10 protein-coding genes are annotated in these 11,765 nt (G+C 65.8%); 3 read left to right on the forward strand and 7 right to left on the reverse strand.

Going from position 1 to position 11,765, the window contains the following annotated elements; all coding sequences use genetic code 11:
- Positions 1-250: 250 nt before the first annotated feature.
- The 7 genes from LNV28_RS20945 to LNV28_RS20975 form a co-directional block, all read right to left on the reverse strand.
- A complete protein-coding gene (locus tag LNV28_RS20945; RefSeq protein WP_263520045.1) occupies positions 251-1,405 on the reverse strand; it encodes a helix-turn-helix domain-containing protein in 1,155 nt (384 codons plus the stop codon).
- A gap of 40 nt (positions 1,406-1,445) precedes the next feature.
- Positions 1,446-2,303: a hypothetical protein gene (locus tag LNV28_RS20950; RefSeq protein WP_263520046.1), complete on the reverse strand. Its 858-nt coding sequence runs from the start codon at positions 2,301-2,303 to the stop codon at positions 1,446-1,448.
- A gap of 417 nt (positions 2,304-2,720) precedes the next feature.
- Positions 2,721-3,272 (reverse strand): chromate transporter, encoded by a 552-nt coding sequence (locus LNV28_RS20955; RefSeq protein ID WP_263520047.1) that lies wholly within the window; start codon positions 3,270-3,272, stop codon positions 2,721-2,723.
- A complete protein-coding gene (locus LNV28_RS20960) occupies positions 3,269-3,877 on the reverse strand; it encodes a chromate transporter (protein WP_263520048.1) in 609 nt (202 codons plus the stop codon). Before LNV28_RS20960 ends, LNV28_RS20955 begins: the two co-directional genes overlap by 4 nt.
- Entirely contained in the window at positions 3,874-4,881 is a 1,008-nt protein-coding gene (locus LNV28_RS20965; protein ID WP_263520049.1) for a D-2-hydroxyacid dehydrogenase family protein, read from the reverse strand. Before LNV28_RS20965 ends, LNV28_RS20960 begins: the two co-directional genes overlap by 4 nt.
- A 53-nt stretch (positions 4,882-4,934) precedes the next feature.
- Positions 4,935-5,219, reverse strand: a complete 285-nt coding sequence (locus LNV28_RS20970) for a hypothetical protein (RefSeq protein WP_263520050.1) — start codon at positions 5,217-5,219, stop codon at positions 4,935-4,937.
- 13 nt (positions 5,220-5,232) lie between these two features.
- Positions 5,233-5,700, reverse strand: a complete 468-nt coding sequence (locus LNV28_RS20975) for a hypothetical protein (RefSeq protein WP_263520051.1) — start codon at positions 5,698-5,700, stop codon at positions 5,233-5,235.
- 400 nt (positions 5,701-6,100) lie between these two features.
- Between LNV28_RS20975 and LNV28_RS20980 the strand changes: the two genes are divergently transcribed.
- The 3 genes from LNV28_RS20980 (at position 6,101) to LNV28_RS20990 (ending at position 11,632) form a co-directional block, all read left to right on the forward strand.
- Positions 6,101-7,978 carry an O-linked N-acetylglucosamine transferase, SPINDLY family protein gene (locus tag LNV28_RS20980; RefSeq protein ID WP_263520052.1) on the forward strand — a complete coding sequence of 626 codons (1,878 nt, stop codon included), beginning with the start codon at positions 6,101-6,103 and terminating at the stop codon, positions 7,976-7,978.
- A 33-nt stretch (positions 7,979-8,011) separates the two neighbouring features.
- Positions 8,012-10,363, forward strand: a complete 2,352-nt coding sequence (locus LNV28_RS20985; RefSeq protein ID WP_263520053.1) for a type I secretion system permease/ATPase — start codon at positions 8,012-8,014, stop codon at positions 10,361-10,363.
- A 72-nt stretch (positions 10,364-10,435) separates the two neighbouring features.
- Positions 10,436-11,632: a beta-barrel domain-containing protein gene (locus tag LNV28_RS20990; RefSeq protein WP_263520054.1), complete on the forward strand. Its 1,197-nt coding sequence runs from the start codon at positions 10,436-10,438 to the stop codon at positions 11,630-11,632.
- The last annotated feature ends 133 nt before the right edge of the window (positions 11,633-11,765 follow it).

Consider the following 11,765-nt stretch of genomic DNA (forward strand, 5'->3'; position numbering starts at 1 on the left):
CGAGCCCAGCTCAAGCGTGGCTGGCTCTGCGGCCAAGGCCGCCTGTCAAATGCACAGGCCGGCCAGCGCCAGGCCGGCAAGCCGCAGAGTAAATCCGCTGCTCGGGCACCGCCAGTGTCGGCGGCGGCTGTTGCCGAAAGTGACTACCGCTTGGCGCATGAGCCGTGAGCCGTGATGGTGCGAGGCGGCAGGTCCATTGCGGAGGCCAACTCCAAGGCATACGCGCACAGCTGGGAAATTCGCCCCAGGCTCAGGCTTGCTTGGCCCAGCGCTTGCGGTATTCGGCCGGGGTGAGGCCGGTCTTGTCCTTGAAGACCTTGTAGAAGCTGTTGCGGTTGTTGAAGCCGGCGCGGTAGGCGATGTCGGCCACCGTCAGGGCCTGCAGGCCCTCCGGCTGCTCCAGCAGTTGCAGGGCTTCTTGGTAGCGCAGCTCGTTCAGATAGTCGTAGAAGCTACTGCCCATGTGCAGGTTCAGCAGCTCGGAGAGCTGGTGCGAGGTCAGATCCAGCAGGGCCGCCAGTTTGCCCAGCGACATGTGCTCGTCCAGATGGGGCTTGTGCTGCTGCGCGAGCGCTTGCAGACGCTGGGCCAGCTCGCGAGCCAACTCTGGAGACAGCTCCACCACCCGCAAGGGCGCACCCTTGGGCGGCTCGGCCGGGCTTGCGGCCAACTGGACCCCCGGCAGCGGTGCCGGGGGAGCGGCCTCCTCGGTGCCGCCCGACTCGGCCACGAACACCTCGGGCTGGTAGATCGCGAACAGCGCCATCAAGTCCACATACAGGGCCAGCAGCAGGGCCGCGCCAAGCAGCAAGGCGCGTGGCGGCAGTTGCCCCTGCCAGGCCATGGCGTGCACCACCAGATCAAAGCAGGTGGCCACCAGCAGCCCGCCGGCCAGATAGAGCAGCCAGTAATAGCTGCTGTTGCGATGCCCTTGCGTCAGCTGTGCCAGCCGCGCACGGTGCCGCATCAGCAAGCGCACGCCGCTGGCGGCATAGATCAAGACCTGCAGCAGCAGCGCAGCGACGAGCAGCGGCGAACCGAGCCACTCGGCCTGCGCCAGCCCTAGGGCGCAGACGCTCAGCATCGGCAGCGCGTGCAGCAGCAGCTGGCGCCCAGGCAGCGCCGGAAGCAGCAGGGCCTGGTGCAGGCACAGCCACAGCAAGGGCCCATACGCCCAGGTCAGCCGATAGCGCAGCAGGTCCAGCCAGGGCAGGGCCGTTCCACCCAGTGCCAGCTCCAGATAGGCCTGCAAGGGCGGTAGCAAGAGCAAGCCCACGAAGAGCGCCATCGTGAGTCGGTTGCGGCGTTCACCGCGCCGGCTCAGCAGCAGGGTCAGCAAGGTCCAGCAGCCCAGGCTGAAGGAGAACAGCAGCCAGGCTTTCAGCGCTTCGGCATTGAGGGTCATGTCGATGAATGGGCGGCTACGCGCCGCCCGAATCTGTGGGTCAACGCGGGAAGGTGTCGAAGGTTCCGGAAAAGCGGATCAGGCCATCGGAAAAGTTCTGATACCAGGTGCCGGAGTTGGGGGTCTTGAAGGTGTAGACCATCGTATAGGGCTCCTTGAAGAAGTCACTGGTCTGGATGGTTTCCTCCACTGCCGTGTTGGCCGAGAGTCGCTTGTAGATGTACGTGCCCTTGGAGTTGAGGGTGCCGGGTCCAAAGCCCTGGAAGCTCAGCGTGCCGTCGCTGGCATAGCTCTGCAGCACCAGGCCGGCCGAGGGGTAAACGTCGGGCGGCAACAAAGGTGCCACTGCGCTCTTGATGATCAGCGCCACATGCAGGCCAGCATTGCTGGCCGGGGCCAGCTTCTCGGCGGGGCTGGGCTGGCTGGGCGCGGTGCTGAAATGGCCGCTGAGTTGCTGTTGACCATTGTTGAAGCTCTGCACCCAGGTGCCGCCGCGTGGGTGCTCGAAGCTGTAGCGGGTGGTGGACTGGCCGTAGCCGCTGTCGTCCACCGTGCGTTCTTCCAAGGTGTTGGGGCCGGCATGGCGCAGCTGGTAGCTGCCGCTGGCCGGGCGGTGGCCAGTGCCGCCGGCGCCCTGAGAAGTCCAGCGCCCGAACGCCAGGTAGCGCTTGACGATCGCACCCTGGTTGGGGAGCGAGGCGGCCGGCGTGGCTTTTTCGATCTGCAGGTTCACGTCCAGCCCGATCAGCTGGCTGGTCGCCAGGTTCTCCTGGGCATGGCGCTCGGGTTCGGCATGAGCAGGCGCCGCAGGCAACAGGCTGCCCAGCAGCAGATGCAGGGTCAGAACGGTGCCCAGTGCGCGGCGGCGCTGGCGGGTGTGTTGGGTGGTGTTGTGCATGGTGACTTGGGCTCAGGGAGTTGCAAGAGCGGCCGATTCTGTGGAGCCCAGGCCCCGGCCCTGTGTGTCTCGAACGAAGATGACAGGCCCAGCCCTCAATCACAGAGCTGTTCCTGCAGGCCCATGCTGCGACGTTCTTACCGAACCCTCACACACTCCTTGGCTTGAGGCGCATCGACGGGGCGGGCTTGATGTCGAAGGACCGGTGTCCGGCCTCGCGCTTGCACGAAGTCACAAGGTCGTCTGTGAGCGGATTTCTATCGTCAGTGTGCAGGCGGGTCTCACCGACCTTCATGCGCCAGGCCTTGTCCTGATGGGTGAAGAAATCGAGGAATCAGCTGGCCGACACCGGCTGGCCCTGAAGTGCGGACCTGTAAGCGCCGTAGCCTTCTTTCAATCTGTGAAGGCGACCCGCCTTCACACCCAGCCCAGCGCCCCCAGCACCCCACCCGCCATCACCATCCAGACCAGGCTGATCCGGGTCTTGAGCGTCAGCAGCACCGTGCCGGCCATCAGGACCAGGGTGGCCAGGCGGTGCTCGGGCAGGCGCAGGTAGGGCTCGGCCAGCAGCCAGCCGGTGGCCAGCATCAGGCCCAGGGTCAGCGGCGCCATGCCGGCCGAGAAGGCGCGCACACCCAGGCTGTCTTTGTTGCGACGCGCCCAGCGCGTGGCGGCCAGCACCAGGGTGGTGGAGGGCAGCATGATGCCGGCCATGGCGGCAAAGGCGCCGCTCAGGCCCGCCACATTCCAGCCCAGCACGGCCACAAACAGGATGTTGGGCCCAGGCGCCGCCTGGGCCAGGGCGATCGAGGAGGTGAACTCGGTGTCGCTGAGCCAGTGCCGTTCACCGACTAGGTAGCGGTGCATGTCCGGGGCGGTGCTGATGGCGCCGCCGATCGAGAGCAGGGACAGGGTCAGGAAATGCAGGAACAGGTCCAGCAGATCCGCATGCGCAGCGCTCAGCATCATGCGCTGTCAGGCGCCTGAGCAAGGCCGCGCCAAGCGGCCGCCATGCCCAGGCCGCCGAGCAGCAGGACCAGCCAGGGCAGGGGCAAGCGCAGCCACACCACCGCCACCACGGTGGCCACGGCCAACACAGCCGCCAGCACGCGGCCCATGGGATTGCGATGCACAGCCGGCAGCAGCTTGAGGCCGGTGGCCAGAATCAGGCCGGCCGAGACCGCTCCCATGCCACGCAGTGCGTTGCCCACCACGGGATGCTGGGCCACGCTGCCGTAGAGCGCTGCCATGCTCAGCACCAGTAGCGAGGGCAGGACGAACATGCCGGCCAGTGCCGCAAAAGCACCGCGCAGGCCGAAGTAGCGGTCGCCAATCATCAGCGAGAGATTGACCACATTGGGCCCGGGCAGCACCTGGGCGATGGCCAGGGTTTCGACAAACTCTTCGCGGCTCAGCCAGCCCAGTCGCTCCACCAGTTCGCGCTGCGCCACAGCCAGCACGCCACCAAAACCCTGCAGCGCCAAGCGGTTGAAGGCTAGGTACAGAACCCAGAGCGAGGCCGGGCCTTGCGGTGCACCTGGCACAAGCGCAAGCTCGGGCGCGGGTGTGCTCATCGCAGAACCTTCAGCGCTTCCGGATTCACAATATTGGTCGGCTCACCCCGGATGAAGTTCAGGATGTTGTCGAAGGCCGCGTTGAAATACATCTCGTAGCTGTCCTGTTCGACATAGCCGATGTGCGGGGTGCAAACCGCGTTTTCCAGGCGCAGCAAGGGGTGGCCTTGCAGAATCGGTTCGCTCTCGAACACGTCGATGGCGGCCATGCCGGGCCGGCCGCGATTCAGGGCCGAGACCAGGGCGCCGTCGGCCAGCAGTTCCGCGCGCGAGGTGTTGACCAGCAGGGCCGTGGGCTTCATGCGCGCCAGGTCTTCGGGGGTGATCAGGCCGCGTGTTTCATCGCTGAGGCGCAGGTGCAGGCTCAGCACATCGCTGCTGGCAAAAAAAGCTTCCCGGCTTTCGGCGGCGATCAGGCCGTCGCTTTGGGCGCGCAAGCGCGAGGCTTCGCTGCCCCAGACCTGCACCTGCATGCCGAAAGCGCGGCCGTAGCCAGCCAGCAACTGGCCGATCTTGCCGTAGCCCCAGATGCCCAAAGTCCTGCCGCGCAAGACCATGCCGACGCCGAAATTGGGCGGCATGGAACCGGCCTTGAGCCCGGCCTGCTGCCAGGCCCCATGTTTGAGGTTGCCGATGTACTGCGGCAGGCGGCGCATGGCGGCCATGATGAGCGCCCAGCTCAGTTCGGCCGGTGCCACCGGCGAGCCCACGCCTTCGGCCACGGCAATGCCCAGGCGGGTGCAGGCTTCGATGTCGATGTGGTTGCCGATGCGACCGGTCTGAGCGATCAGCTTGAGCTTGGGCAGCTTTTCCAGCAGCTGGCGGGGGAACTGGGTGCGTTCGCGGATCAGCACCAGCACCTCGGCATCGCGCAGCCGTATCGATAACTGGCCGTTGCCTTTCACCGTGTTGGTGAAGACCTTGGCATTGAGGTGCTCCAGCTTGGCCGCGCAGTGCAGCTTGCGCACCGCGTCCTGATAGTCGTCAAGGATGATGATTTTCATGCGTGAGGGCTATTTTGCACCCTGACGCAAGTGTGGCCGTGCCGGCGGGCGGTTCAGGGGCGCCGGCGCTCGGGGTAGACCCGCTGCGAGGCCAGTTGTATGCGTGTGCAATGGGCCAGGCCGCTTTCACCCTGGCGGGCCAGGGCCGCGAGCAGGCTGCTGCGCAGCAGCCAGAGTTCGGACGGTTCGCTGGACTGTCGCACGAGGGTTTGCAGATGCAGGCCCGTGACTCCGCCCACGGTGGCCGCGGCCTGCATAAAGCACAGCTTGAGTTCAACAAAGCTGCGGCGCAGGGCGATGCGGCCGCTGACGGCCGGCGAGGCGAGGGTGTCGTTCATGACCGTGCGGGCTCTAGTGGCGCGGCTGTGCCGTGGCGGCCGCATCGGCACGCAGCTTGGCCTGGCCTTGAAAGAAGGGCTGCAGTGCGTGCAGGCGCAACTCGGCCTCGGCTTGCGAGAAGCTGCGCGCCACCTCGGTGTACAACCACGTGCGCAGGTGCCAGAGGTCGCGCAGGCTGCGGCTGCGTCGGATGCAGCGTTGCAACTCGGAGATGCGCTCGCTGTCCAGCCCGTGCAAGCAGGCCTCGAATTCGGCCCGGGCGGCGGGCATGTTGTCGCTGCGTTGGTGGGGTGGCGGGCTGGCCGCGCCCCAGGGGTCGACCTCGCCCGGTATCCAGCGCAGGATGCTTTGCCAGATCGTGTCCGCGGCCTGCCCGCTGCGCCCGGAGGCCATGTGGCTGCTGTCACCGCCGCTGGATGGCAGGCGATGCAGGGACGCGGCGCGCCGTCTGGCCCAACGGCTCAGAATGTCATTCAACATTTGATGTGGTGTTGTTGTTCATTCGACGGTCGGGTTCGACCGCCTCCCCCTCCTACAGGGTGAAGTGATTCTGATCAGTCGGCCATTGGCATGAAGCCTGGAAATGGCTGGCCAAGACCGAGCAAATCCTGCGCGGAGCTCTTGGCGGGCGCACTGCGCCCAGAAGGGCTGCGCCCCGGCGCAGCGGCCCCGCCATGGTTCGAATAGGCGAGGCTTTCCCGCCCTAATCGACCCGCCTTTCAGGGCCTTGCGCTCCTACCATCGAGTCTCAGCGACCGGTCTGATGGCCCTGGGGCCGGCTGAGCTTCTGCCCGCGTCTGCGTTCGGGGTTCAGCGCCAGGGCTTTGGTACCGAGCGCCGCTTGCACCACCTTTGCGCCGTCACCGCGGCCACCCTTGCCATGGACCTTTCCACACCGCCCGCCACCCGCCCCAAGGCCGCCATGAATGATGTCGAGCAATTGCTGAGCCGGGCCCGCTCCGGGCAGATGGAACTGGCGGAACTGATGGACCGCACCGGAACCCTGCAGCAGGCGGGTCAGCTGGAGGCCGCTGCCTTGGTCTACCAGAACTGGATCGCCAGCACGCCTTCGCCCATGCGCCATGTCGCCTGCTACAACTGGGGCACTCTGCTGGGCAATCTGCAGCAGCACGCGGCGGCCGAAAATGCGTACCGCCTGGCCCTGAGTCAAAACGAGGGCTTCACCCAGGCCCGCTTGAACCTGGGCCATCAGCTCGAACACCTGGGCCGCATCGACGAAGCGCTGGCTGAATGGCAGCGCGTCGCTGCCGATGACAGCCTGCTCCGCAAGGGCCCGGAATCACTGGACTTGCTCCTCCATGCCCTGAACAACAGCGCGCGCATGCTGGAAACGCACAAGCGCTATGGGGAGTCGCAGGCCCTGATGCGGCGCAGTCTGGAGCTCAAGCCCAGCCAGGGCTCGGTGGTTCAGCACTATGTACACATCCGCCAGAAGCAATGCGATTGGCCGGTCTACCAAACCGTGGGCGAGCTGACGCAGAACCAGTTGCTGGTCGGTACCTCATTGCTGGCCATGCTCAGCGCCAGCGATGACCCGGCGCTGCAGCTGATGGTGGCGCAGCGCTTCGTCCATGAGAAGGTGCTGAACTACAAGGGCCGGCCGCTGCATGAGCTGGCCAGCGAGCGCAAGCCGCGCAGCGGCCGCATCAAGATTGGCTATCTCTCGGGCGACCTCTGCATGCATGCGGTGGGCCTGATGACGGCCGAGCTCTATGGCCTGCATGACCGTGAGCGCTTCGAGACCCATGCCTTCTGCTGGAGCCGCGACGACGGGACGGCGCTGCGCGCTCGCATCCTGCAAGGCTTTGACCACCATGTGCGTCTGGCCGGCGTCGACGACCACACGGCTGCCCGCCTGATTGCCGAAGCCGGCATCGATGTGCTGATCGACCTGCAAGGGCTCACCAATGGTGCCCGGCCCAATATCCTGGCCTACCGTCCGGCGCCGATCCAGGCCTGCTGGATGGGCTTGCCCGCCACCTCGGCCCTGCCGGGCGTGGACTGGATGATCGCCGACCGTTTCGTCATGCCCGAGGACTATTTGCCCTACTGCACCGAGCGGCCTATCTACCTCGACCACTGTTACCAGATCAGCGACCGCCAGCGTCAGGTCGGCGCCGAGCCGACCCGCGCCCAGTATCAGTTACCGGAAGACAAGTTTGTCTTCTGCAGCTTCAACAACAACCACAAGTTCAGCGAAGAAATGTTCAGTTGCTGGATGCGCATCCTGCAGCAGGTGCCGGACAGCGTGTTCTGGCTGCTCGCCGACAACGAGTGGGCCCACGACAATATGCTCAAGGTCGCCGCCGCCCATGGTGTCGCGGCCGAGCGCCTGATCTTCGCGCCCCGGGTGGCGCCGCCCGAGTATCTGGCCCGCTTCGTGTTGGCGGATCTGGTGCTGGACACCTTCCCCTACAACGCCGGCACCACGGCCAGCGATTGCCTGTGGATGGGCACGCCCATGCTGACCCGGTCCGGCCGCACCTACATTTCGCGCATGGCCGGCAGCTTGCTCAGCAATGTCGGTTTACCGGACCTTGTCACGTATTCGCTGACTGAGTATGAGCAGCGTGCGGTCCAAATCGGCCAAAATCCGGCGAGAGCGCAGTCTTACAAGCGCTTTCTGCGCGAACAGGGACGGCAGTCCAAGCTCTTCGACATTCCCGGCCTGGTGCGGGACCTCGAAAACAAGCTGGAAGCCATGGCCCTGTCGCAGCGAGAACGCGATGTGCGTTGAGCGCTGCGATCCCCTTCGCGCTGAAGGACTCACGTGACTCAGCGACACGACCCATTTTTTGACGGCGGCAAGCCAGCGGCGCAGCCCGGCATCTACCTGGCTGCCGATCGCAGCGCCGCGCCCGCGCAAGCCCAAGTGGCGGACGAGAGCTGGCAGGCCGAGGCCGGCTCCGATGTCGGCAACCCCTTGCTCCATGCCCTGGTCTGGATGACCCAGCATTTCGGTCGGGCGCGCTCGGCCGAGTCGCTCTGCGCCGGTAGTCATTTCGAAGGGGCACTGAGTCCCGACCAGGCACTGCGCCTGATGCGCGAGGCCGGCTACAGCGCGGGCCTGGCGCGCAAGAAGATCGAGGAAGTCAGTCCCTTGCTGCTGCCCGCGGTGATGCTGCTCAATGGCGGCGACGCCTGCGTGCTGGTGCGCCGCCTGGAGCCGGCCAGCGAAGGCGCCGAGGTCCACTACGAGGTGGTGTTCCCGGGGGCGGACGCCAATGTCTGCACCGCCACGGCCAGCGAACTCGAGGCCGAGTACAGCGGCTTCCTGATGCTGCTGACCCTGCCCGAAACCTCGCAGGCGAGCAACCGCGGCGAGCCGCTGCTGCGCACCGACGGCAGCCACTGGCTCTGGGGCACGCTCAAGCGCTTCATCCCTTATTACCGTGCCGCCATGGTGGCGGCCTTGCTCAGCAATGTCCTGATGATGGTGACCGGCCTGGTCACCACCGTCATCTACGACAAGGTCATTCCCAACCAGTCCTTCGTCACCTTGTGGACCCTGGCCCTGGGTGCTGGTCTGGCCGTGATCTTCGACCTCTGCGCGCGCCAGCTGCGCACCCATGTGATCGACATTGCCGGCCGCAAGGCCGACCTCATCATCGGCTCCAAGTTGTTCCGCCAGACCCTGGGCGTGCGCATGGAGCACAAGCCGGCCTCGGCCGGCTCCTATGCCAGCACGATTTCGCAGATCGAGGTGGTGCGTGAGTTTTTCGCTTCGGCCAGCGTCACCGTGGTGACCGATCTGCCCTTCATTGCCTTGTTCGTGCTGATGGCCTTCATGGTCGGCGGTCCGCTGGGCTGGGTTCTGGTCGGCGCGATTCCCTTGACCTTGGCCCTGACTTTTGCGATCAAGAGCCAGATGCGCAATGCCGTGCGCAGCCACATGAACGAAACGGCCGATCTGCAGGGCACCCTGGTCGAGGCCATTGAAGGACTTGAGGATCTCAAGACCTCGGGCGCCGAAGGCCGCTTTGTGCAGCGCTACGAGACCAGCACAGCGATTGCCGCTGATGCCGCCATGCGCAGCCGCGGCCTGAACAGCCTGAGCAGCAATGTCGCCATGAGCATGCAGCAGGTCATCACCCTGGTGATGCTGGTCTGGGGCGTCTATCTGATCGAGGACGGCAGCATCACGGCCGGTGCCTTGATGGGCGCCATCATGTTTGCCAGCCGCGCCATGGCGCCGCTCAACAGCGTGGTCAGCTTGGCCTCGCGCTACCAAAGCGCGCAAGCGGCCTTCATCGCCCTCAATCAACTGATGGCCCGCCCGACCGAGCGCGATGCCAGCCGCAACTATGTGCCGCTGTCCCGCGTCTCGGGCAGCATGGGCTTGCACGACGTCAGCTTCTCTTATCCCATGGAAGGCGAGGGCAGTGCCCCCAAGGTCTTGCGTGCCGTCAGCCTGCGTTTGGCCGCGGGCGAGCGTGTCGCTGTGCTGGGCCGCATCGGCAGCGGCAAGTCCACGGTCTTGCGCATGCTGGCCGGCCTCTACCTGCCGACCGAGGGCATGGTCGAGGTGGACGGCATCGACTTGCGCCAGGTCGACCCGGCCGAGTTCCGGGCCCGGGTCGGTTTTGTTTCGCAGGACCCGCGCCTCTTCCATGGCAGCTTGCGCGACAACGTGTTGATGGGTCGCGCCCATATCGACGCCAGCCGCCTGGTCGAGGTGGCACGCCTGACCGGCCTGGACCGTGTCGTCGCCAACCACCCCATGGGCTGGGACTTGCCGGTCGGCGAAATGGGCAATTTGTTGTCGGGCGGCCAGCGTCAGCTGGTGGCCTTGGCGCGCAGCCTGGTGACCAAGCCGCAGATTCTCTTGATGGACGAGCCGACCAGCTCCATGGATGCCCAGTCCGAGGTGGCTTTTTTGCGCCAGCTGCGCGATGCGGCCGGCGCCTGCACCTTGGTGGTGGTCACGCACCGTCCAGCGGTGTTGGAGCTGGTGACCCGCATCATGGTCATGGATTCGGGCCGCCTGGTCATGGACGGCCCGCGCGACCAGGTCTTGGCGGCCCTGTCCGGCGTGCGCCCGAGCCAGCCTGCGGCGGGCGATGCGTCCAATCTGCATCTGCACCCTGCAGCCCAGCCCGTGCAGCGCTCCGCCTCAGTTTGAGGCCATGCCTGTGCAGGCAGCAGTCAGCGCCACGATGAACAAGAAGCAAATGATGGGGATGGGACGGAATTCATGAGCGTCGGTCAAAGCGACAAGGCATTTCTGAGCAGCTTGGCGGCCGCGCAGGTTGATGAACCATTGCCGCGTGTCACTTGGGCGCTCTACCTCTTGCTGGCGGCCCTGGTCACGGCCGTGCTCTGGGCGGCCTTCACCGAGGTCGATCAGCTCAGCCGCAGCGAGGGCGTGATCGTGCCTGATGGGCGCGAGCAGGTGATCGCCAGCGCTGAGATCGGTATCTTGCGCGAGCTGTTGGTTCGCGAGGGCGACCGGGTGGAGAAAGACCAGGTGCTGGCCAAACTGGACCCGACCCGGGTCGAGGCGCAGCAGAACGAGGGGCAGGTCAAGCGTCTGGCCTCACGCGCCACCGTGGCCCGCCTGACGGCCGAGGCCACCAGCAAGCCCCTGCAGTTCCCGGCCGAGCTCAATGCCGTGCCGGCCATCGTCGCCGCTGAGGCCGCAGCCTATGCCGCTCGCCAGCGTCTGCTCGATGAGGCCGTGGCCAGCATCGAGCGCAGCATCGGCATGCTGGGCCGCGAGCTCAAGGTGTCGCAAGACATGGCGGCCAAGGGGCTGATGTCCAATGTCGAGGTCATGCACCTGTCGCGTCAGGTCAATGAGCTGCAGCAGCAGCGCAGCGAGCGCATCAGCCGCTTCCGCCAGGAGGCCAGCTCCGAGCTGGTGCGATTGCAGAACGAGCTGGCCATGCAGGACGAGCAGATGGTGGTGCGCGACGATGCCCTGAAGCGCACCGTGCTGACCTCGCCTGTACGCGGCATGGTCAAGAACATCCGCGCCAATACCTTGGGCGGCGTCATCACGACCGGTTCGCCCATCATGGAGATCGTGCCCCTGACCGATGCGGTGCTGATCGAGACGAAGATCAAGCCGGCCGAGGTCGGCTATCTGGCCGTTGGCATGCCGGCCAAGATCAAGCTGCAAGGCTTTGACTACAACGTCTATGGCGGCCTGGAAGGCCGGGTTGAGTACATCAGCCCCGACGCCCTGGGCGAGGCCGACAAGACCGGTGCCGGCCGCTACTACCGGGCCTTGGTCCGCTCCGAGCGCAACAATCTGCGCTACAAGGGCGAGACCGTGGCGGTGATTCCCGGCATGAGCGCCACGGTCGAGATCAAGACCGGCGAACGCTCCGTGCTCAGCTTCCTGCTGCGCCCGGTGCTCAAGACCCGTGAAGCCCTGAGCGAACGCTGAGTTAGGCGCTTGATTTGCCCAGGCTAAGGCCTGTTGTTCCGGGCTTCGCTCGGCGCCCAAACTGGTCAAGTACGGTTCATGTGGACCGATAACTTCCGGGGCGAAAAAACGGCGCGCAAGGCAGCCCCTTTGC

This window comes from Paucibacter sp. DJ2R-2 (assembly GCF_025717675.1).
GTDB lineage: Bacteria > Pseudomonadota > Gammaproteobacteria > Burkholderiales > Burkholderiaceae_C > Paucibacter_A.

What these genes read in the sequence shown, in the direction of transcription:
- LNV28_RS20945 (WP_263520045.1), bottom strand. Translation starts at nt 1,405, where the DNA reads ATGACCCTCAATGCCGAAGCGCTGAAAGCCTGGCTGCTGTTCTCCTTC.
- LNV28_RS20960 (WP_263520048.1), bottom strand. Translation starts at nt 3,877, where the DNA reads ATGAGCACACCCGCGCCCGAGCTTGCGCTTGTGCCAGGTGCACCGCAA.
- LNV28_RS20990 (WP_263520054.1), top strand. Translation starts at nt 10,436, where the DNA reads ATGAGCGTCGGTCAAAGCGACAAGGCATTTCTGAGCAGCTTGGCGGCC.
- LNV28_RS20965 (WP_263520049.1), bottom strand. Translation starts at nt 4,881, where the DNA reads ATGAAAATCATCATCCTTGACGACTATCAGGACGCGGTGCGCAAGCTG.
- LNV28_RS20950 (WP_263520046.1), bottom strand. Translation starts at nt 2,303, where the DNA reads ATGCACAACACCACCCAACACACCCGCCAGCGCCGCCGCGCACTGGGC.
- LNV28_RS20975 (WP_263520051.1), bottom strand. Translation starts at nt 5,700, where the DNA reads ATGTTGAATGACATTCTGAGCCGTTGGGCCAGACGGCGCGCCGCGTCC.
- LNV28_RS20970 (WP_263520050.1), bottom strand. Translation starts at nt 5,219, where the DNA reads ATGAACGACACCCTCGCCTCGCCGGCCGTCAGCGGCCGCATCGCCCTG.
- LNV28_RS20980 (WP_263520052.1), top strand. Translation starts at nt 6,101, where the DNA reads ATGGACCTTTCCACACCGCCCGCCACCCGCCCCAAGGCCGCCATGAAT.
- LNV28_RS20955 (WP_263520047.1), bottom strand. Translation starts at nt 3,272, where the DNA reads ATGATGCTGAGCGCTGCGCATGCGGATCTGCTGGACCTGTTCCTGCAT.